This window comes from Sulfurovum sp. AR (genome assembly GCF_000296775.1).
Classification (GTDB): domain Bacteria; phylum Campylobacterota; class Campylobacteria; order Campylobacterales; family Sulfurovaceae; genus Sulfurovum; species Sulfurovum xiamenensis.
On sequence record NZ_AJLE01000011.1, the window covers coordinates 89,109 to 110,609 of the forward strand.

Consider the following 21,501-nt stretch of genomic DNA (forward strand, 5'->3'; position numbering starts at 1 on the left):
AACCTATTTTACATCTTTTGATCTAGAAAATACATACCCTTCACCTAAACAACGGACACATCTAATATAATTAGACTCACTAGGTTTTCTTGCATACTGCATTGCATCTGCTGTGAATACCACATAATATCTGTTCTCTGTACTAGGTGTAGTCGACCAAAAGTCTGAACCACGATAGTATGCAAAGGGATTACCTGGTGCCTCATGTACATGTGATAATTCATCTGCTGTAGGCAATCTCCAGTCATTATATCCTGCATAGTTCAATGTACGACAGTAATTCATCGCATGTCTATGCTTCCCAGCTTTACCTACTGAATGTCCACGTTTGTACGCACCATCTTCTCCATCTGTATAGGCTGCATCCTGCCACATAAGGCCTGCATCCGATTCAATGTAGACCTTATTGGTCTTGCAAGGTGTTTGTGATACTTCAGCTACAGGTGCAAGCGTTTCGGTTGCATCTCCCCCTGCCATCAGTAAAGTTGTGAACATAGATAAACATGCCGATATCAGTACTTTTTTCATATTTTTCTCCTTTGGTTACCCAATATTATTCAATATGATAATATAAGATACATCAAACCAAGCTAAATTTTACATATAATCTGAAATAATCTAATATTATATAACGAATCATGCATGTATTTCTATTTCTACACCTTTTTCAACAGCCGCCCAAAGTCTATCCATAGCAAGGTTTGGGACTGCCATACATCCCTCTGTCCAATCACGTGAAAGGGTATACTCATCCCCTCGTCCATCTGCATTCCACTTAGGTTGTCCATGGATCGTGATATACCCACCCGGATTTACACCTCTTTTCCTTGCTCTTGCCTTATCAGCCTCACTCGGGTAAGAGATCATAAGCGACCTATAGAGTCTTGCATCACATTTCTTTCTCACAATGCTATAGGTACCCTCCGGCGTTCTATAATCTCCCGCCTTTACTTTGTTCCCAGCGTCAGCGCCACCATTTGCACCTAGAGAGATACGGAACGTTTCAACCACTTTACCATCTTTATAGGCATACAACACTCTTTTTTTCTTATAGACAACGATCTTATCTATTTTATTCTTGTGGTCTATCTCTGCCCCACTTGCTAATTCCTTTATACACTCTTTTGTTGCATAAGGTGTATTATCCACCTTTCCATAGTAAGGTGTTTCTCCACACCCAACGATGAAGAGTACAACAAGCAGGCCTAGCATACCCCATTTTATCTTCATAGCTTTCCTTTCATAAGAACAATCAACCCCAATCCTCATTTTGGCGTTTGGATTTATGTTTATCTTTTTTGTAAGAGGTACCGTTCTTTAACTTCTGCAACCGATTTAAATTACTCATCTCTGCCTCACGTATATCGGAAAGATTTTTATCCGAAAACTCCTCAACCAGGCATGTACTTTGATAGATACGCGTGATATACTCTTTAAGTTGTTGATGATACTCAGATTCTAACTGCACCTCTTCTTTTTCATCAAACTTACTTTTTAGCTGCCCAAATTTTTTAACAAAATTCTCAGCAGTCACATGCTCATCTCTGAACATACGAAAAAGGTTTTTACTGATCTTTTCGAGTTCTACTATATATTTCTGACGATTAAATTTGTCGATCTGTTTTTGCGTATATCTCACAAGCCACCTTTATCGTATAATAATAGGGACACCTTCACGCACAGCATACCACAACTCTTTCATGGCAGAGTTTGTCACAGCCACACACCCTTGCGTCCAATTTTTAGATAACGTATAGCTATCTCCCTTACCATCCGCATTCCAGGTAGGCTGTCCATGAAGCGTCACCGCTCCACCTGGATTAACGCCCCTTCTAGCAGCACTTACTTTGTCTTCAGGACGTGGGTATGAGATACAAAGAGAACGAAAGTATTGAGGAGAACATAGTTTTCTGGAGATCCAAAATTCACCTTCAGGTGTTCTATTGTCGCCTTGCTGCTGCTTGTGCCCTATCGGATTTTTCCCTAAAGAGACAGGAAGTGTATTTTGTACTTTACCCTCTTTATACAAATACATTTTACGCTCTTTCTTGACCACAACGATCTTATCGATACTTTCACCCTGAGAATAATCTTCAGCCTCTAGTAACTCTTCTTTGCACTCTTCTAAAGTATAGTGGTTATTCACTACCCTAGGTTCAAGAGGTTGCTTACATCCTGTCAACCATAAAAGCATTATAAATCCATAAAGATATCGCATATTGTTTACTGTCCTTGAAGCGTATAATGAGGAAATTTTAGCACAAGTTAGATAACTAACGGTAAATAAAAAAGAGTCAACGGCAAGAGAAAAAGAGTAGGTAGAGATAAACACTCTTCAAAAGAAGAGGTTTATCGAAAAGGAGTAAGCAAATTAACAAGCTGCCTTAGCTGCTGCCAATGCTTCTTCATAGTTAGGCTCTTCTGTAATTTCTGGAACCACTTGCTTATAAGCAACTTTACCATCTTTACCGATCACAAAGATAACTCTAGCCATGATACCTGCTAAAGGACCATCTGCCAAAAGAACACCATAATTGTTAGCAAAATCTTTGTTTCTAAAGTCTGAACATACTTTAATGTTATCGATCCCTGCAGCACCACACCATCTAGCTGCAGCAAATGGAAGGTCCATAGAGACTGTAATGACTTCTACACCGTCAAGACCAGCAGCTTCAGTATTAAATCTTCTAGTCTCTGCATCACATACACCTGTGTCAAGTGATGGTACAGCAATGACCAATTGAACTTTACCTTCACCACCAATTGTTTCGTCTTGAAGCATTGGATCACAGTTTACTACTGTTGTTACTGGCGCTGTGTCACCTACATTGATTTCTGTACCTGCTAGGTTACATACGATGTCGTTTTTAAATGTTACTGTTGCCATTTAATTTCCTTAAAATAATTTTTGTACATGCATTATCTCTTAAAAGATATAAATACAATCTTAAGTAGGACAAAAATACTCTTATTTATAAGAAAAAGTCAAAAAATCGATTTAAAAAACTAAGCTGTACCACAATTACATCCCAGGCAGCCTAGGGATTCTTCCTAGTTTGGAATAACGGCAGTACAATCCCCACATCTTTTTCATCCAGTGACCCACGATAGGCATAGGGATCATTTTCCCACCCTTGTCACTACGATAGACAAAGGCTGCACCATTACCCGTGTCCATCACGCACAAAATATTCAAATGTCCCATATAACTTCGTTTGGAATCAATGTTTTGTATACGATTCATAATATTATAGGCTACATTTTTAGCCATGACCTCAGCAACATGTCCTTGTTTGGCTCTCCACTCAGGCCCCATAAGAGAGGCAGAATCACCAATGGCATACACGCCATCAAAGCCTTCTATTTCATTATACTCATTGGTAACAATGTACCCCGCATCGCTGAGTGGCAGTCCAGACGCTTTGAGTATATGATGTCCCATCCCTGCCGAGATAAACATCGTCAGGTCCGATTCCAGTTTCGTTCCATCTGCAAAACAGATACCATCTTCTTCAAAATGTGTGATCCTTGTCCCTGTTTTTCGATGAATATTCGTCATCTCGAACATCTTATCCATCATCACTAATGCTTTTTCACCCATCTTTTGTCCAGGTTTTTCCATAGGGGCAAAAAAGGTAAGTTCAAAATTCTCACGTACCCCTTTTTTCTTCAGATAGGTATCCACATTAAAAAGTACTTCAAATGCAGGCCCTCCGCGAACAGCAGAGGTATCTTTGGGATTACCGCCAAAGCCCATGGCAATTCTTCCCTGTTTTTTCTGAATTAATGTCTCCAAACGTTCATAAAGTGCCGTAGCCTCTTCTGGCTTACCGCAGATTGAAAGTGTATGCTCCAACCCCTTCAACTGCATCTTGTCCTGTCCGAGTGCAACAACGATATAAGGGTAACCCTCCAAGATACGCCCACTCTCTAAAGTGACTTTTTTGGCTTCCGCGTCAAATTGAAGTACGGGGTCTATGATAAGCTGGAATCCATGTTTCATCGCAAGCTTGTCGAGAGGGACAGAGACATCTTCCCGCGTTGCTTCACCCGTGGGTATCCAGATGGAAGTAGGATAGATATAAAAATAATCCCTGTCACTCACCAGTGTGACATCCAAGTCTTGCTTTTTCAGATAGATCGCTGCTTCAACACCTGCAAAGCCGCCACCCAATACCAATACTTTATCCATCTGCCCTCCTGTTACTTGAATATACTAATGGCTTCTTGTGTTTCCAAACGGTCTGATACACTTGAATTTGCAATCAAAATACCATAGATTGCGCCTACCAAGAGGCCTGATAGGATCACGATCCATACCGTTAATCTTTTTTCCGTACTGCCTTTAGCGTTGTAATCTTCAATGTTTTCAAGTGTTGGTTCTGTACTATGCATCGTTTCTCCTATTTATTCACTAAGTCTGCACGAGGGTAGAAAAAGACCTGTTCTCTTTCCACCATGATCTTCTCTTTGTCATCTGTAGCATAGGCTCTTATCACTATAGGGACAGGTACATCTTTTCTTGTATTGTTTGCCAGTTGCTCTTTTGTTTCCAGGACCACCACTTTTTTCTTTTTCTGACCTGCACCAAGTTCAAATGGCTCAGAAGGTCTCCTTATGGTGATCTTGTCATTCCCTACGATCTCAAAGTAGTAAGTATGATCTTGGCTGTCTGTATTGGCAAACATGAAAATATAGTCATTCTGAACTATACCGTTGTCCAACACTTTATAGAGTCTTTGGCTCTTGTTGATATTTAGAAGCATATGCTCTTTTTTGCTTCCCATCACGAACAGTGTTACCAGTACGATCAAAAGCACAGCAAAGTATGCAATGACCTTGCCTCTAAAGTAGTTCGTTTTACCTTCATGACGAAGGGTCTCTTTTTCACTTGACCACTGCACCAGACTTGGTTTACCTAATGCGCCCATCACTGAAGTACAAGCATCTACACACTCCAGACAGTTGATACACTCAAGCTGAAGTCCTTTACGGATATCGATATGTGTCGGACACACGGTCACACAACTTTCACATGTGGTACACTCGGCATTCGGTTCGATACTTAAAAGATCTTTTTGTTTCGTAAATTTCTTTTCTCTCTCATACCCATGTCCTTCGTAAATGTCACCACCTCTTATAGGATCATAAACAGCCATAATCGTGTCATCATCATACAGTACAGACTGCACACGGCTATAAGGACAGACATAGACACAAAAGTTCTCTTTGATGAATACCACATCAAGTATGATAAAGAGTGCCGTACTCACCAACACACCTACCAACACCATATGTTCAGCAGGATCGCTCAAATACCTGAAGAAGTCTTCAGGAGGTACAAAGTACCATAAAAAGTTGGCAGAAGCTACAAATGCCAACACAGACCAGAGCAAGATAGCGATCACACTTTTTACTTTGTTCTCCATTTTACTCATATCCGGTTCTTTTTGCTTGTTTTTGATCTTTTTTCTCAGCCCTAAAAGTTTTGTCTCTATACCATCTCTATAGATCACCCTGAAAATGGTCTGAGGACAGGCCCAACCACACCATGCTCTACCTCCCACCGCTGTGACGGCAAAGATACCCAGGAAAAGAAGCATCAGCAGAAACGGCATTAAGTAGAGCTCTTGCATATCAAAAGCGATCCCTGCCAAATGCAGTTTTTTCTGATCAAAACTCAATAAAAAGAGATGGTTACCATTGATCGTGATCCATGGCATAACCATGGCGATGACCGTTGCGGCTGCATAGAACCAATATCTTTTGATACGATAAGGTACCCAACCTTTTAAATACTCTTTTGCCTGATTTTTCTTTGGTTTTTCTGTTGTTATTGTAGATTCCATTTATGATACCTTTCGTTCTTTTGCTTCTTTCTCTTTTTCAAACGGACATATCAGCACGATATTGTCCATATCTCTGGCACCTTCTGATGGGTTCAGCTCCATCCATGCCCCTTCTACTAACTCTCTGATCCCCCGTGACTCGATATAGTCTTTCAGTGAACTACGGCTTACGTCCAACTCTCTGGCTATCGCACTAACATTCATTCCCTCTCTCAAAAAAGAGATGATCTCTCTCTGATAGATATCAAATTTAGAGCTTGATTTGCTCCCTTTTGGACGTCCTATCTGATTTGTCTTCTCTTTTTCTTCCTCTCTTAATGCATTTAATAAAGGGAAGATCTCTACCATGCTGGTTTCTTTGTTCATGAGCATATTTGAGTCTACGATCCAAAGATTCACATTATGACTAAGCATACAATTTATCACCTTTATCAATTCTTCAACTTTGTCGCTCAATACAAACAAAGAAGAGACGATAACGGTATACCCATCTTGCATGGTTTGCAAAAATGCTTCAAAATCCTTTCTCTCATCCAAAAGAAGATTTTTCGTCGCGTATTCCACCACTTCTTGATCAATATTCAGTTCATTTCTCAGAGAAAATGCAAGAATATCGCTCTGCTGTGTGGTCAAATGCGGAAAACCTGGCACCTGCCTCATATATGCATAAACCATATTATTCCTTTTGATAATTTTTATTATATTATCTTATGTGATGATAAAAGTCAAGTAATTTCAGACTATTTTCGTCATTTTTAACACTATCCTCGTCATTTTTTCTTCCTTGCACCTATTTTATGTTAAAATACGTCTAGAGAAACAAGCATGAGGATAAAAAGTGAACCTTACACACCTAGATGAACAAAACAAACCCAAAATGGTCGATGTCTCAGACAAAGACAATACTACCCGTATCGCCACGGCAAGCGGTATCATAGAAGTAGGACAGGCTGCTTTTGATGCCGTACTGGAAAATACAGCCAAAAAAGGGCCCGTTCTGCAAACCGCGGTCATTGCTGCCATCCAAGGGACGAAGCAGACCTCAACGCTTATCCCTATGTGCCATCCGCTCATGCTCACATCGGTAAAAACGGACATTGAAGAGCTTCCTGAGCTCCCGGGATTCAAACTCACGGTCACCGCAAAACTCAATGGACAGACAGGCGTAGAGATGGAAGCGCTTACCGGAGTCAGTGTAGGACTGCTCACGATCTACGATATGCTCAAAGCCATAGACAAAGGGATGGTTATTAGAAATGTACAACTGGAACATAAATCCGGTGGCAAGAGCGGCGATTTTAATCGTGCATAAGTCTAAAAAGGAGAATCCATGATCTTAGATGATAAAACACCTCAAAGACCACAAATCGAGTATCCGACACAATGGGGCTTTAAACTTATAGGCAGAGATAAGGAAGCCCTTTTACGGTGTATCAAGGAAGCAATGGGAGATAAAGAACATCTTTGTTCTCTAGGGAATTCCTCAAGAACAGGGAAATTCCATACTTACAACGCCAGCTGTGTTGTAGATACAGAAGAAGAGAGAAACCGTATCTTTAAATACTGTCAGGATCATGACGACGTGGACATGGTGATTTAAATCACCCTGCGCTTCTGAAGCGCTATAGATCCCTTCTCCTGTGCAACATTTTATCAGCACCCAAACTCACCAGCATAGAGACGATCACATAGGCTAAAAAGAAATATAGCCCTACTTGTATCTCAGCATGACTAACATCAGAACCACTGCTTGTAAGATACACCAACAATGTAGCCACCACAAAAACATCCAGCATTGACCATTTCCCAACCCATTTGAAAAACTGTACGATACTATGGGCGAACCTACTCTCTATGACTATCGCAACAAACATTAAAGAGAGCGTCTTGAAGAGCGGTATGAATACCGAAAAGAGAAGGATGACCAAAGCTACCGTTATTTCACCACCCTCCCACAACTTCACAACTGACCCCAAGAGACTTTTGGACTCAAAAGAGAGTATCACATCACCTATATACTCAAACTCTTTATGGATCGTCACTGTCAGTAAGGGAGCAAAAAGACCAAATATTAACACAACCAATGCCGTCAAACCGCCAAAAAATGTGAAGAGCCTCAAGTCTATCAAAAAAGCACTGATCAAAATCACAAGAAGCATCCCCATCACATAGAAGGTATAACGCTTTGCTTCTAATTGATGCTCTTTTTGTGCATGGATAATTGCTTCTCGTAAAAGCCGTTTATCATTCTCATAGTATCCCAAACTGAATTGCTCCGCCCAACTTTTTGCCTGATATTCAGCCTGTGCTGAAATCTCTTTATCCATGACAAGTGTTTGAGTACTCTGCTCATACTTTTTTGCCTGCGAGTAAGCCTGCAGTCCAAAATACCCCATGATGATCACTAATGAGGATAATAACAGTATCATTATCTTTTTCTTCATAGAGAGATTATACTATAATCATTCCTATGAATATAGATACATTAAAACAGATAGCACTAGAAGCAGGGAAGATTGTTAAAGAGGGATATGCCTCTCATCACAAAGGCGTCTCCCATAAAGGCGTGGTAGATCTTGTCACCGAATTTGATGTCAAAACTGAAGCCTTTATCATCGATCAACTCAAAAAAACGTTTCCTGAGTATACCCTGATAGGAGAAGAGAGTCACCATGGAAGTTACCACTATGAGAAGGCCATCTACATTGACCCCATCGATGGTACGACTAACTTCGTTCATGGTATCCCCCACCTTGCGATCTCACTTGGTGTTTGGGAACAAGGAAGGCCGACACTTGCTGTTGTCTATAACCCTATTTTGGAAGAACTGTTCTGGGCAGTACAGGGCGAAGGTGCCTATTGTAATGGGAAAAGACTTGAGGTTAGCCCACAAAACAAGCTTCAAAACGCACTGATCGCCACAGGCTTCCCCTATGCCAAGGTCAATGCCGGTATTGAGTACCAGTGGGTGATCAACTGTATGACCAACCTGCTGCCGCATATCCAGGATATCCGAAGGCTGGGTGCAGCAGCGATCGATCTGTGCTATCTTGCACAAGGAAAAGTAGAAGCTTTCTATGAGATCGATCTTAAACCGTGGGATGTGGCTGCAGGGATTTTGATCGTACAAGAGGCAGGTGGCAAGATCAGCAATGTAGATAACCAACCATTTGATTTTAATGATAAAAGTATTGTCGCAAGCAATGGCAAAGTACATCAACAGCTGATACACTATTTAGAAAAGATCTAAATAGTGTATCAGCCCCGTTTTATTTACTTTCTGATTTTTGAGGAAAGAAGTAGATCATCACCAAGATCCACACAACAGCAAGATCTATAGCCACATCTGCAAAGTTAAATACGGCAAAGTTAAAGCCACAATGCCAGGCAACATAATCCACGACACCCCCATGCACGAAACGATCATAGACATTCCCTAGTGCACCGCCTATCAGCAGCCCTACAGGAAAGGCATAACGCTTGATATACCCTTCTTTAAATACAAAGAACAGGATCGCAACTACAAGGAGCGCCTGTATCCATTTAAGGTAAGGTCCAAGAAATGACAGCATAGAGAAAGCCACACCTTTATTATAGTGCAGCTCAAGGTCTATACATTGTCCCGGTCGATAGTACCCCTCAATAAAAAGCGATTTGATATTCTGGTCTATAATGAAAGTCCCTAAAAGGACCAGGAAAAAGACAGCAAAAGCTCTCATTAAGCTAACGCCCTTTTAAAGAATGCTACACACTCTTCCATAATCGCTTCAAGCTTTTTCTCATCTTTTCCCTCGAGCAAAAGGCGTATTTTATTTTCTGTCCCGGAGTAACGGAAAAGATGACGTATGCCTAACCCTTCAATTTTTTCTTTGAGGGCATCTAACCCTTCGATCGTATCAAAATCTCTTTTTTCATGGACCAAAAGGTTCACTAAAAGTTGCGGGTACGACTCATAGGGATTAAATGCTTTACTCGCCTTTTGCCCAGTTTCTACCAGGTATGCCAAAGCCTGTAGTGCGCTGGAGATACCATCTCCCGTCTTGGCATAATCTGAGAAAATGATATGCCCACTCTGTTCTCCACCAAAGTTCATACCATGCGCTTGCATCATTTCTACAACATTTTTATCCCCGACTGCAGAACGATAGAGCTTAAGCCCCTGTGAAGCAAGATACTCATCAAGTCCCTGATTGCTCATCACCGTAGCAACCATCCCATCACCTTTGAGAGTCCCTTGATTTTTAAGATGTACAGCAAGCACACCCATCAACTTATCTCCATCGACGACGTCACCTTTCTCGTCGACTATCACAAGTCGATCTGCATCGCCATCCAAAGCGATACCAATATCTGCACGATATTCAAGTACTGCTTTTGCCAAATACTCCGGATGCATTGCCCCGCATCCTTCATTGATATTAAATCCGTTAGGTTTATCCCCTAATACCACAACTTCTGCACCAAGCTCTTGCAGTATCGTAGGTCCTACAATGTACCCCGCTCCGTTCGCACAGTCAATCACCACACGTTTACCCGATAATGTTGCAGTTCCGGGGAAAGAGTTTTTGATATGCACAATATAGCGGCCGATCACATCATCTATTCTTTTTGACTTTCCTATCTCTTTGCCAGTTACCTGTGCTTCTTCTATCCGTGCATCATCCTCATAAATTGCTTCAATTTCCTTCTCTCTTTCACGGTTCAGTTTGTTTCCATGCCAGTCAAAGAACTTAATACCGTTATCATAATAGGGATTATGGCTTGCAGAGATCATGATCCCTGCATCACAACGCATATTGGATGTTAAAAATGCGATGGCCGGTGTAGGCATAGGTCCGATCTGTATCACATCAAACCCTACAGCAGTAAGGCCTGAGACCATAGCATTTTCGATCATATACCCACTGCGTCTGGTATCTTTTCCCACTAATATTTTATTGGTTCTGGCAAATTGCTTAAAATAGATACCCGTGGCCATAGCTAAACGCATTGCATTGACTGCACTAACTTTTTTCCCTGCTTTCCCACGTACACCATCTGTTCCGAAAAGTTCCAAAATTATTTCCTTGTTTATAGGGGTTTACACTAGCCCTTCATTCTATTGGCAACATTTTAACGCAAATATGATTAACCTTTCTCTATAACAAACACCCTCTACATCTTCATACAATTCATCAACTATAAGATTACATTAATAAATCTTTAATCTTTTTTTAGCTATTATTCGCGAACTATTTTCACTCTATGAATTGAGTAATAACAACATACCTAATAAAGGAAACAACATGGCACACCATAAATCAGCAAAAAAACGTATTTTGCAAACTGCTGTAAAAACTGAAAGAAACAGATATTACAGAACAAGAATTAAAAACATCACAAAAGCTGTACATGAAGCAGTAGCAGCAGCTGATAAAGCAGCGGCAACGGCAGCATTCGCAACAGCGAACAAACAAATCCACTCACTAGTAAGCAAAGGTTTCATCAAGAAAACAACTGCTGCTAGAAAAGTAAGCCGTCTTCATAAAATGGTAAATGCTATCGAAGCTGCATAAGCAGTCTCGATACACCCTCATTAAAATCACAATCTAACACAAAGAACGCCTATGTTCAAAGAAAAACTTCAACCTTTCATCGACAGATACAACGAAATCAGTCAACTTTTAAGCTCTCCGGATATCGCTAGTGATATTAAGCGTATGACAGAACTCAGTAAAGAGCAATCTGACCTTAGTGCATTAGTAGAAAAAGCAAATCTTTACGTTGAGACTTCCGAAGCTATAGACGAAAATAAAGAGCTTTTAGGGGATGCAGAGCTTGGTGATCTTGCAAAAGAAGAGCTAAGTGAGTTAGAGCCGATGCTGCCTGTCTTGGAAGAAGAGATCAAAGTGCTTATGATACCCAAAGACAAAAATGATGACAAAAATATCTTCCTTGAGCTACGTGCAGGTGCAGGAGGAGATGAAAGTGCACTTTTTGTGGCTGATGTTTTTAAAATGTACTCACGCTATGCAGAACAGATGGGATGGAAAATAGAGATCGTCAGCACCAATGAAGGTACCTCAGGAGGATATAAAGAGCTTATCGCACAGATCAAAGGTGATAGTGTCTACTCCAAGCTTAAATACGAAGCAGGTACACACCGTGTACAACGTGTCCCAGATACCGAAACACAGGGACGTGTACATACGTCTGCAATTACGGTAGCGGTCATACCTGAAGTAGATGACGTTGAGATAGACATCAAACCCAATGAAATTAAAATGGATGTCTACCGTTCAAGCGGTTGTGGGGGTCAATCGGTCAATACCACTGACTCTGCCGTACGTTTGACACATATTCCTACAGGCATTGTCGTCGCCATACAAGATGAAAAGTCTCAGCACAAGAACAGAGACAAAGCCATGAAGGTACTAAAAGCAAGAGTTTACGAAGCGGAACTACAGAAACAACTTGATGAAACATCAAGTCAAAGAAAACTTCAAGTGGGCTCAGGGGATCGCTCAGAGAAGATCAGAACATATAACTACCCTCAAAACAGGTTGATCGATCACCGTATCGGATTGACCCTCTATGCTTTGGATGATGTCATGAACAACGGTAACTTAAAATTGGTCATCGATCCGCTTATCGCCCATGCGCAAACAGAAGCTATCCAAGAGGCAGGACTCTGATCCATGTTAGAATTTGAACAACTCAAAAGCGATAATGATCTAAAAGAGGTTATCAAAGCAGCTTTTGATGCAGATCTTTCCGTCTCCGGTGCCTGGGGCTATACACAAGAGCTTTCTACGATCATTGAATCCTCTGAAGTACCAGTCAAACAACTCGAGCATATGCTTGCCTCTATGCGTACCTATATAGAGATGAATATGACCCTTCCCAAAGAGGAGCGTTATGGAAGCATCAATCTTAATGAAATAGAGAGAGAACAAAAACAGGTTGATGGACTACTCTATGACAAAGTGACCTATGAGATCACTGCCATGAAAGAAGAGACCTATACTGCATTTATCAATGCATATAAAGAAGGATTGGGCAAAGAAGACTTTGATATCACAGAACACTTTGATCAACGAAAAAAAGCTACGATCACAAGAAGTGAAGTCTATTGGTTTGAAGTGCATCAAGTACTTTAACCCTCATCTTTACTTTTAAACTCTTTTACTCCACCACTCTAAATTCACCATAGTAAATAGAATAAAAACAGGGGTTTCTCTATATCTGATGACACTCTACACGATAACGTCCGTACTTAGATAAAAAACCACACCCATAAACCAATATATCTTTTCACTTTTTCTCAGAATAAAAATCGGATCAATGTCGTTATTTGAATATCATGTAATATAATAATAGTTAGATAAAAGAGATAGAAGAAGTATTGTCATAAAATGTGAAGTATACACTTTAAGTTGTAATAGAATTAATCCATAAACTCTATCTAAAGTCTATGGATTAACTCTTTATGCTATCTGACCGAAGACGGTCAGAAGAGGTATTATTTAATACCTTTGATCTTTTTGTCTTCAGTAACAGTTTTACCGCTAAGGTCTGTCCAAGTGATCTCGATCTTGTCACCTTTTTTCAATCCTGCATCTCTGAAGGAAAATTTGAACTGTGGATTTTTAGACCAGAACTGGCTTGTAGATACATCAAATACTACTTTACCGTTTACATTTGCACTAATGTGAGTGATGAAGTTTGCTTCAACACCTTTTTTCTTTGCTTGATCATAAGTAAGCATGTCATGTTTTGCCATTACTTTTACTTCTACAACATCGCCTTTAAGCTTTGCTTTAATTTTCATATTAGCCATAATATTCCTTTTTCTTTCTATTTCTGTTTATACTTAATTAGATTTTACTCTCTAAACCAACGGCTTGAAGGATGATTAACCTTCACATCCACCAAGAGCAACTTCAAGTGATACTTTACCTGAATAGAATTTACCATCAGTACCTTCTACGATTGCAGTGATTGTACCAGATTCTTTCATCTTGATCTTAGTCATGAAATCAACGATCCCACCCTCTTGTACATCCCATACACATACTGCTGCTTCAGGGTTTACATCTTGGAAAAGAGCTACAGTTTTAGCAGCGATGTCAGATTCTACAGTTACAGGGATCGCTCCACCGTTACTTGCTACTTTTGGTGCTTTTACTTTTACACCTTTTTCTTCTGGTTTGATATCACCATAAAGTGCTTTAACTGCGTCTGCTACAGTGTGTGCAGTCCATGTATCAGGCTTTGTAGCTCTGAAATCAATTGCAGATAAGCTTGCTGGCAATACAGCTGCTGCAGCCATACTTAAACTCATAAATTTTCTTCTATCCATTTTATTTCCTTTGTATAAAAAATTTAGATAAAAGGCTGGATGAACCAACCTGATATTTTATTTTACTATTCTATTGTGAAATAATTGTGATAAGTCACAATTATTTACTTGCTCCGATCATATAATCGACTACTTCTTTTATTTTTTCATCTGAAAGGTCCATAGCACCACCTTTTGGAGGCATACCACCTTTTCCAACGATCGCGTTATGATATACTTGGTCTAACCCTTTTTCAAGTGCTGCTGCCCAAGCTGCTTTATCACCTACTGCAGGTGCACCCATTGCATCTGTAGCATGACATACTGCACAGCTTGCTTCATAAGTATCTTTACCAGGTGCTGCTGGCGCTGCTTCTTCTACTTCAGGCAATGATTTTTCTGAGCTTAACGGTGGGTTAAAGTCAGTAAGTTCAAATCCGATTCTCTGCACTTCAGGCTCACCTTCAAAACAGTCTTTCATACATCTTACACCGTTACCGTAGTTCAATGGGTTATTGAAGTATTTACGTGCATAGTCTTGACCTTCTGGTCCAGTGATCTTTGGCTCAAAACCATCAACGTTTGGCATAACGATCTTTAAGAACTTCTCTCTGTCAAGTTCATACTCATCATCCACAAGCTCACCATCGATCTTCATCTCGTTAATGTAAAGGATATATGCAGATAATGCATAGACTTCATCCGTAGTTAAAGACATTGGTGCTTGGTGAGGCATACCTGTTTTGATGTACCACCATAATGTACTTGCATATGGCCAGTATGGACCGAATGCACGCTGAGGACCTTCAGAATCCGGATTAACTCTTTGATTCTTCATTGTTTTCTGTAATGCATATGCATTACCCAAAGTAAGTTTCGGGTAAAGTCCAGAACCTGCACCGAAGTCACCGTGACAAGATGCACATTTTTCTTCATACAGTTCATCACCTTCTTCTACAGTACCTGAACCTTCAGGAAGACCTGTACCGTCTGGCATTACATCGATATCCCAAGCTTTTTGCTCATTCGCAGTCGCTACTTTACCTTTGTTGAATGGCGTTGCGTGTGCTGCATCATTGACATAATACGCACCTCTTTTACCATTTACACTTGGATAAGTTACCCCACCGTCCACAACAAGTTTATTATTATGCTCATATGTTTTCTTAACACTGTCAGAGACTAAAGCGTTTGCTGGACCTACAGCATCTATTTCTCTTTGAGTGAAACCTTCTGTATTCATTGTAGTATTTGCTGCTGCACTTTTTGTTTCAGTTGCAGGATTTGCTCCAGCTGTATCTTTTGTACCGTTAGATGCATTACAAGCTGTTCCTAAAAATACTACTGATGCAAGCAGTGTACTTGCAACAATTTTTTTATGATAAGATTTGTACATTTGTAACCTCTCCTTTTGCATCTATTTCCCATGTATGGATACCATTTCTATGGTAAACACCTTCGATTCCTACCGCAGCTCTTTCATTTTTCACTGTTGGCTGAATGTGTCCTGCGTCATCTGAAGCACGTGAACTAAGGAGCATAGGCTCACCTGTATATTCATGCATAATAGAGAATCTAGTCCAAGCTCTATCAAGTACTAGACCTTTCAATGATGCTTCTACCCAGTTTTTACCGCCATCGAATGATACATCAACTGTTGAGATTGTTCCCATACCAGACCATGCAAGTCCTTCGATCTCTACCATATCACCTTTTTTAAGGTCTGTCCATGGCTTCTCAGGACATGGTGAAGTAATAACAGAGTTCACTTCGTTTGCGTAGAAGTGTTGTATCGCTTTACCAGTATGTTTCAATGCTGTATATTTAGATGTCTCTTCTTTCGCAAAGAATGGCTCTGCTGCGAACTCAAGTCTAGCCAACCATTTTACACATAAGTTTGCTTCCCAACCTGGAACAACGATTCTGATCGGGTACCCTTGCTCTGGACGTAATGCTTCACCATTTTGTCCCCAAACGATCATTGCATCATCAAGTACTTTATCTACAGGGATAGTTCTACCCATATGAGAGTTATCTATACCCTCTGCAAGCATCCATTGTGCCTCTGGCTTAAGACCAAGGTCTTTAAGAATATCTTTGATGTAAACACCAGTCCACTCAGCACAAGACATAAATCCTTTTGCAAATTGGATAGAGTTAAACTGAGGTCCTCTCCACTCTGGTCCACCGTTCGCTGGACACTCAAGGAAGTGAACTCTACTTACATTTGGATATCTCTTCAACTGATCCATTGTTAAAACGATCGGCTTCTCAACAAGACCGTGAATCATTAGTCTATGCTGGTTTGGATCGATTGTTGGTGTACCACCGTGATTTCTGTTAAAGAAAAGACCATTTGGTGTGATAATTCCATTCAGATCCTGAATAGGTGTTACCGCAATTGATGCTCTATAGTTACCAGAAGACAAAATTGGTGTTGTTCTTCTTGTTACCTGATGCTCATATGGTGATGGCTGACCGTATAGGTTCTCTGTTACAGGTGCACCAAACTTAAGACTCCATGGTTTCTCTTCCATGATGTTTAGATCATCCTCAGGGTTTGCTTTAATATGCTCACTCGCATCTATTGTGACGGGTGCGACAACACTAGCTGCAGCTAATGCGCCCATAGAATAAGTTGCTGTTTTCTTGAAAAAGTTTCTTCTTGATGTTTGCTCTGATACTTCAGAAACAACGTCAAACTCTTCTTTAGTTATCTTATTCATTTGTCCTCCTTGATTAATTTTAAAATGACTAAGGATGTATCCCTTAATTTCGTCATATGCCATAGATTATATTCAAATAAAATAAAAGTTAGGGATTAAAATGATTAATCTCTACTTAGAAACTATGTAATTATCTTCTCTCTGTAACAAAAATGCACCACAAACATAAAAAAACTATATAATTATCATAAATATTATATATAGGGTTTGCAAAACAGATCTAAAGTACTGAATAAGTGATTATTGTAAGCACATCAAGCAACCTTTTTACTCTCCGGAACCCATACAGCTTAAGTGGAGTACTTCAATATATTCACGTGTGTAATAGAGTTTCCCATCCAACCCTTCAAGTACCGCAAAAACAGTTCCCTTAAACTCCATTCTTATAGGAAGCTCATACTCGATCACACTCTCTTCATTGATATCAAAGACGGCGACCAGACTCTTAGGATTAGCATCCTGGAAAATAGCAAGGTTTTTTGCTTTGAGTGATGAACGTATGGTGATCGGGATGTTTTCTGGATCCCTAACGATACCTCGAGGGACAATAAGTTCTATCGCTGTACTTTTTTGAATCGTTGCAAATTTTTCTCTTCCATACAGTTCCATAGCTGCATCATTGATCGAAGAGGCTTTCCATGCGAGGGGATTACGCTTTCTGTAATCTACCGCGAACACCTCTGCTGCATAAGGGAAAATACAAAAACCAAAAACTAAAAAATGACGTCGATTCATACTTTTTCCAAAACTCTCTGTATAGCCTTGGCACGTGATTCCACATCACCTTCACATTTCTCATTTGCCTCTAATGCCTTGTTCAATCCATCTTCTTCTTTCCCGTACTTCATGATAAAATAGATCGACTCGGCCAGAGTGTTTTCCAAAGGTGTCGAAGTATCCGGCTCTATAGGATTAAAATAGGTATTATCCCAAAGTACTCCCATGCTTAAGAGTGCCAAGGCATCTTTATCTTCCTCTTGGGACAGATGAGACTGCGGGTGAATCGCCTCTTGATACTTGGCCATCGCCTGGGAGACTTTAGCCGTTATAAGACCGCCTACCGTCACTGCTGCCAACTCTATGGCATCCCTGTAGTGCATACCATTCTCTATATTCTCTTCCACCATGCGATAAAACTGTTCTATTCTCTCTTCACTGCTTATACTCACTGAAACCCCTAAAAATCAAATATTGATTAAAGATAATATAAAAGAGCTTTAAGTTTTCTGACACAAACCATCAGTTCAGCCTCTATAAAATCTTTATGGTACAATTCTAAAAAACTAAAGAGGAGCACGTTTATGAAAAATGTAGGAAAAGTAACAACTCTTTTTATATCTGTACAAGGCTCTTCTACTCGCATTGAAAAAGAGTTAGTTAACCTGGATCCAAAGGGTATCATAGAAGATAAGTATTATGATACAAATATCAACAGATCCGTACTGCTTACATCAGAAGCGAGTTATGCCTTAGCCAGCAAACATAACATCACTTTTCCTTTTGGTTCATTGGGAGAGAACATCTTGATGGACTACAATCCTTACCAGCTTATGCCAGGAGATCAACTCCGTATCGGTGAAGTTCTCTTGGAAATAAGCCAAAACTGCACGATGTGTGACCATCTTTCAAAAATTGATGAGAATCTGCCTACACTGCTTAAAAATGACAGAGGTATTTTTGCTAAAGTGATTGAGGGTGGTATGATTAAAAAAGGTGATGAAATAACTCTTTTAAGTTAAGAGGTATGTTTTATCATGTAGTTAGAGGGCAGTTGCCCTCTAGAAATATCTTGATTACTTAGCTGTAAGCTTTTTAAGTATATCTTCCATTTTCTTCTGTGCCATGAGTAGAATGTCATGAGACGCTTTATCTTCGATCGCTAATGATGCTATCCAGTTATATACTGAAGGGAATCCGATCTCCATTGTATGTGTTCCTCTTTTTTGATACATATACATTGAACAAGGTGCGAATGCTCCTGCTTCAGGATGTGTTTTAGCCACAGTATAGATCACTTCTAGGTAACAGATAGAGTAAACGTCATAAAAAGTATACCCTTCAAAACCACTCTCTTCCATATCATAGTTAAGGTCATTAAATCCTGCATTGATGAACATAGCCGGGATCAATTCTTGCTCAAAAGCAGCTTGGAACTCTTCTTTGATCTCTTCCCAGTCTCCATCAGGATCCATAGCGAATTGTGCTGTTGAAACAAGTGGACCTTCCGGCTGTTTCATCTCATATGTTACTGTTTCCACTTTTGCATTTGGAAGTGCTGCTCTAAGCGTCTCTTCTACAAGCTTACCGTAAGCAATCAACTCTGCATCATCCGCAGGAACTCCCATGATCTCTGCCATTGCCGCAGCACTCAAAGAAGAGACAGAAATTGTTTTTGACCCTTTTTTTGTCCAGATAGACATACTCATTGGAGAGAAAAGACCGATGTTAGGATATTTCTGACCCAATTTTACCACTACATCTTTTTTAAAGATTGTAAAGAGGTTATAGACATCAAAGTCAAGTGTATCAAAGTTTTTTGTACCGTCTTTGATCTGCTTTTTCCATGGTGCTGTCATATCTCTGTTGTCATTGATGAAAAATCCTGCTTTTTCAAATGCCGCTGCGATCGTTTTAGGTGTGATCTTACCATCGCTGTTATCTGCCGTCAAGATCGTTACATTGTGTGTAGCTGTATTCGTGTCATTTGCAACAGTTCCCGTTACCATTCCCATAGCAACAACCATTGCAAGTAGCAATTTTGTGAAGTGTTTCATTGTAGTCCTTTTCGTGTGTGTTTTATACATGGCCATTATTATAACTGAACTTCATTTAATTTCAATTAATAATGTTATGTGTCATAAGATAAAGAAAAAAAGTGGGATTATTGTGTAAGGAGGTTTAAAAAAATGAGGGGTTAACAAAGGGGGAAAACCCTTTGTTAAATGATTTTAGAATCTATATCTGACGTAGAATCTGAAATCTTCTGCAGTTTCAACAATATTTGGTAACCACATTTGTGAAGGAACATGGCCACCAGCAGCAGCCGCTTTAACGTCATCAATCTTCATAGATGTACCTGTGGTACCACCAAAGAACCCGTTACTATTTGTATAGTCATAGTCCATTCTTACATATCTAGCTTGCATACTAAGTGCTTCATTGATCTGGTAAGTATAATTAACTTCAAATGCATCACCTCTAGTAGCCATCTTCGAACCAGCCATTGTGTCTTCAGCATATGTAAATGGTCTCCAGTACTGTGAACCATGGTTAAATTCAAGTCCAAGTCTTCCGTAGTTGTTCTCACCATCTGTTACAGGAAGATACGCACCAAACCAGTATGATGTACCAGTTTCACTCTCTCCTGGAGCCATAGGGTTTAACATTGCTTGACCTGCATCTGGGTGTGTTTTACTATATGCGATTGAACCGAATACTTTTGCATCTGCGAAATAGCCTTCCTCAGTTAGACCATCAATTAAAACTGAGAATGCCCCACCTTCTATATCCCCAACTTGCGTCATTTGAGCAAAATCAAAATCCCCTGGTTGTGCATTAGGATTAACTAGATCAGGAAGATCAAATGCTTTAAACCAAAGTGCTTTTGTGATGATCTGACCATCATTGTATGGTTCAACGATGAACCCAGCAAGTTGGATATCCTCCAAATTTTCTCCTAGGGTAGTGAACTCTTGAGATGCATTTGGCGTTGCAGAACCGATCAATGGCACTGCATTTGTAGAACCGTTCCCCATACATAGTTTGATCGACATTCCAGGCACACCTGTTACTTTAGAAAGATCAAGCTTAGAGCTTAAACCGTCATATTCAACGTTAATGATGTGTCCTAGTGGAGACGCAGCTGCATCATCTTGACTTAAATTAGAAAGGAAACCATTTGTTGATGGTCTTCTACCGATAGAGAATGTCCAAGGCATATCAAGACCGAATGCTTTTTCACCTAGATACAACCAGTATGCTTGTCTTACTCTAAGAGCACTGTCTCTTAATGCTTCATTTGTAGTCCAGTCAAATGCATCATACGGACGGTTCATAGGGCTGTCAAAACTCGCACCAAAAGCTTTGTTCATAGAAAGTTGACCTTTAAATACATTGTTTGCATCTGGAGCATACGCCATATTTAACCAAAGTCTCATGCTATAAAGGTTAGATTTCCCTGCAGTAGTACCATCTGCCAAATCATAATTAATGTTGTCATAAGATGTTCTCATGTCAACACCCCATTTGATGTTATCACCCGCATCGTGTGCTTTTACTTCATTGATCTTTTTGTTTAGCTTTTTAAGCTTTTTCTCTAATGAATCTATTCTATCTGACGTAGATTCCGCTTGAACGCTAGTTACTGCTAATGCTGCAACAAGTGATGCTGTTATAATTTTCTTCATGTTTTACTCCTTTAATTTATGTTTGTCCAAAACATGTAACGGTTAGTTTAGACCATCTAGACTGATTTTAGACTTAAAAAAGTAAATTTTTAAAATATTTTGTAGTTAGTTAATATTACGTTATAAATGTTATAAAAAGTATATTAAAAAAGGCAAGAAATAGATGAAGAGCCTAAGGGAATTTAAAAAGGGAGGAAGTG

General features: G+C 39.8%; 27 protein-coding genes. 7 read left to right on the forward strand and 20 right to left on the reverse strand.

All coding sequences use genetic code 11. From position 1 onward, the window contains the following. Positions 1–3: 3 nt before the first annotated feature. The 9 genes from SULAR_RS10650 to SULAR_RS10690 form a co-directional block, all read right to left on the reverse strand. Complete coding sequence (locus SULAR_RS10650) at positions 4–528, reverse strand: DUF1566 domain-containing protein (protein WP_008245909.1); 525 nt, start codon at positions 526–528, stop codon at positions 4–6. 108 nt (positions 529–636) lie between these two features. Then, positions 637–1,230, reverse strand: coding sequence for a murein L,D-transpeptidase family protein (locus SULAR_RS10655; RefSeq protein WP_008245910.1), 594 nt, complete (start codon positions 1,228–1,230; stop codon positions 637–639). Positions 1,231–1,252: 22 nt separating this feature from the next. Further along, on the reverse strand, positions 1,253–1,639 hold the full coding sequence (locus SULAR_RS10660) for a hypothetical protein (protein ID WP_008245913.1): 387 nt from the start codon (positions 1,637–1,639) through the stop codon (positions 1,253–1,255). A 9-nt stretch (positions 1,640–1,648) separates the two neighbouring features. Then, entirely contained in the window at positions 1,649–2,218 is a 570-nt protein-coding gene (locus SULAR_RS10665) for a murein L,D-transpeptidase family protein (RefSeq protein WP_038000612.1), read from the reverse strand. A gap of 153 nt (positions 2,219–2,371) precedes the next feature. Further along, positions 2,372–2,887, reverse strand: coding sequence for a thiol peroxidase (tpx, locus tag SULAR_RS10670; protein WP_008245916.1), 516 nt, complete (start codon positions 2,885–2,887; stop codon positions 2,372–2,374). Positions 2,888–3,022: 135 nt separating this feature from the next. Next, complete coding sequence (locus SULAR_RS10675) at positions 3,023–4,192, reverse strand: NAD(P)/FAD-dependent oxidoreductase (RefSeq protein WP_008245919.1); 1,170 nt, start codon at positions 4,190–4,192, stop codon at positions 3,023–3,025. 11 nt (positions 4,193–4,203) lie between these two features. Then, positions 4,204–4,395 carry a hypothetical protein gene (locus SULAR_RS10680; protein WP_008245921.1) on the reverse strand — a complete coding sequence of 64 codons (192 nt, stop codon included), beginning with the start codon at positions 4,393–4,395 and terminating at the stop codon, positions 4,204–4,206. An 8-nt stretch (positions 4,396–4,403) separates the two neighbouring features. After that, on the reverse strand, positions 4,404–5,849 hold the full coding sequence (gene ccoG, locus SULAR_RS10685; protein ID WP_008245924.1) for a cytochrome c oxidase accessory protein CcoG: 1,446 nt from the start codon (positions 5,847–5,849) through the stop codon (positions 4,404–4,406). Continuing rightward, complete coding sequence (locus tag SULAR_RS10690) at positions 5,850–6,524, reverse strand: recombinase family protein (protein WP_008245926.1); 675 nt, start codon at positions 6,522–6,524, stop codon at positions 5,850–5,852. Between the two features lie 163 nt (positions 6,525–6,687). Between SULAR_RS10690 and moaC the strand changes: the two genes are divergently transcribed. Beyond that, complete coding sequence (gene moaC, locus SULAR_RS10695) at positions 6,688–7,161, forward strand: cyclic pyranopterin monophosphate synthase MoaC (protein WP_008245927.1); 474 nt, start codon at positions 6,688–6,690, stop codon at positions 7,159–7,161. Between the two features lie 18 nt (positions 7,162–7,179). Beyond that, positions 7,180–7,449 (forward strand): YbeD family protein, encoded by a 270-nt coding sequence (locus SULAR_RS10700; RefSeq protein ID WP_008245934.1) that lies wholly within the window; start codon positions 7,180–7,182, stop codon positions 7,447–7,449. A gap of 22 nt (positions 7,450–7,471) precedes the next feature. Here the strand turns inward: SULAR_RS10700 and SULAR_RS10705 are convergent, their stop codons facing one another. Next, on the reverse strand, positions 7,472–8,278 hold the full coding sequence (locus SULAR_RS10705) for a paraquat-inducible protein A (protein WP_008245940.1): 807 nt from the start codon (positions 8,276–8,278) through the stop codon (positions 7,472–7,474). A gap of 41 nt (positions 8,279–8,319) precedes the next feature. Here SULAR_RS10705 and SULAR_RS10710 point away from each other — a divergent pair, with 41 nt between their 5' ends. Further along, on the forward strand, positions 8,320–9,099 hold the full coding sequence (locus SULAR_RS10710; protein ID WP_008245943.1) for an inositol monophosphatase family protein: 780 nt from the start codon (positions 8,320–8,322) through the stop codon (positions 9,097–9,099). Positions 9,100–9,118: 19 nt separating this feature from the next. Here SULAR_RS10710 and lspA read toward each other — a convergent pair whose 3' ends face one another. Both lspA and glmM read right to left on the reverse strand, forming a co-directional pair. After that, complete coding sequence (lspA, locus tag SULAR_RS10715) at positions 9,119–9,568, reverse strand: signal peptidase II (RefSeq protein ID WP_008245945.1); 450 nt, start codon at positions 9,566–9,568, stop codon at positions 9,119–9,121. After that, on the reverse strand, positions 9,568–10,905 hold the full coding sequence (gene glmM, locus SULAR_RS10720) for a phosphoglucosamine mutase (protein WP_008245946.1): 1,338 nt from the start codon (positions 10,903–10,905) through the stop codon (positions 9,568–9,570). The genes lspA and glmM overlap by 1 nt, the downstream gene beginning before the upstream one ends. Before the next feature lie 229 nt (positions 10,906–11,134). Here glmM and rpsT point away from each other — a divergent pair, with 229 nt between their 5' ends. The 3 genes from rpsT to SULAR_RS10735 are packed head-to-tail and all read left to right on the forward strand — an operon-like array spanning position 11,135 to position 12,988. After that, positions 11,135–11,404, forward strand: coding sequence for a 30S ribosomal protein S20 (gene rpsT, locus SULAR_RS10725; RefSeq protein ID WP_008245947.1), 270 nt, complete (start codon positions 11,135–11,137; stop codon positions 11,402–11,404). A gap of 51 nt (positions 11,405–11,455) precedes the next feature. Continuing rightward, a complete protein-coding gene (prfA, locus tag SULAR_RS10730; protein WP_008245948.1) occupies positions 11,456–12,523 on the forward strand; it encodes a peptide chain release factor 1 in 1,068 nt (355 codons plus the stop codon). A 3-nt stretch (positions 12,524–12,526) separates the two neighbouring features. Further along, positions 12,527–12,988, forward strand: coding sequence for a hypothetical protein (locus SULAR_RS10735; protein ID WP_008245949.1), 462 nt, complete (start codon positions 12,527–12,529; stop codon positions 12,986–12,988). 362 nt (positions 12,989–13,350) lie between these two features. On the opposite strand, the gene soxZ is transcribed toward SULAR_RS10735, so the two are convergent. The 6 genes from soxZ to SULAR_RS10765 form a co-directional block, all read right to left on the reverse strand. Further along, positions 13,351–13,668: a thiosulfate oxidation carrier complex protein SoxZ gene (gene soxZ, locus SULAR_RS10740; protein ID WP_008245951.1), complete on the reverse strand. Its 318-nt coding sequence runs from the start codon at positions 13,666–13,668 to the stop codon at positions 13,351–13,353. Between the two features lie 75 nt (positions 13,669–13,743). Beyond that, positions 13,744–14,190 carry a thiosulfate oxidation carrier protein SoxY gene (locus tag SULAR_RS10745; protein WP_008245952.1) on the reverse strand — a complete coding sequence of 149 codons (447 nt, stop codon included), beginning with the start codon at positions 14,188–14,190 and terminating at the stop codon, positions 13,744–13,746. Positions 14,191–14,290: 100 nt separating this feature from the next. Further along, positions 14,291–15,565, reverse strand: coding sequence for a c-type cytochrome (locus tag SULAR_RS10750; RefSeq protein ID WP_008245954.1), 1,275 nt, complete (start codon positions 15,563–15,565; stop codon positions 14,291–14,293). Further along, positions 15,546–16,895 (reverse strand): sulfite dehydrogenase, encoded by a 1,350-nt coding sequence (gene soxC / locus SULAR_RS10755; RefSeq protein ID WP_008245957.1) that lies wholly within the window; start codon positions 16,893–16,895, stop codon positions 15,546–15,548. The genes SULAR_RS10750 and soxC overlap by 20 nt, the downstream gene beginning before the upstream one ends. A 267-nt stretch (positions 16,896–17,162) precedes the next feature. After that, on the reverse strand, positions 17,163–17,630 hold the full coding sequence (locus SULAR_RS10760) for a thiosulfate oxidation carrier protein SoxY (protein ID WP_008245958.1): 468 nt from the start codon (positions 17,628–17,630) through the stop codon (positions 17,163–17,165). Further along, positions 17,627–18,064, reverse strand: a complete 438-nt coding sequence (locus SULAR_RS10765; protein WP_008245960.1) for a hypothetical protein — start codon at positions 18,062–18,064, stop codon at positions 17,627–17,629. Before SULAR_RS10765 ends, SULAR_RS10760 begins: the two co-directional genes overlap by 4 nt. Positions 18,065–18,196: 132 nt before the next feature. On the opposite strand from SULAR_RS10765, the gene SULAR_RS10770 reads away from it, so the two are divergent. Continuing rightward, complete coding sequence (locus SULAR_RS10770) at positions 18,197–18,634, forward strand: MOSC domain-containing protein (RefSeq protein WP_008245961.1); 438 nt, start codon at positions 18,197–18,199, stop codon at positions 18,632–18,634. Between the two features lie 54 nt (positions 18,635–18,688). On the opposite strand, the gene SULAR_RS10775 is transcribed toward SULAR_RS10770, so the two are convergent. Further along, on the reverse strand, positions 18,689–19,669 hold the full coding sequence (locus SULAR_RS10775) for a hypothetical protein (protein WP_008245962.1): 981 nt from the start codon (positions 19,667–19,669) through the stop codon (positions 18,689–18,691). A gap of 174 nt (positions 19,670–19,843) precedes the next feature. Beyond that, positions 19,844–21,301: a DUF3373 family protein gene (locus SULAR_RS10780; RefSeq protein WP_008245963.1), complete on the reverse strand. Its 1,458-nt coding sequence runs from the start codon at positions 21,299–21,301 to the stop codon at positions 19,844–19,846. Positions 21,302–21,501 lie beyond the last annotated feature (200 nt).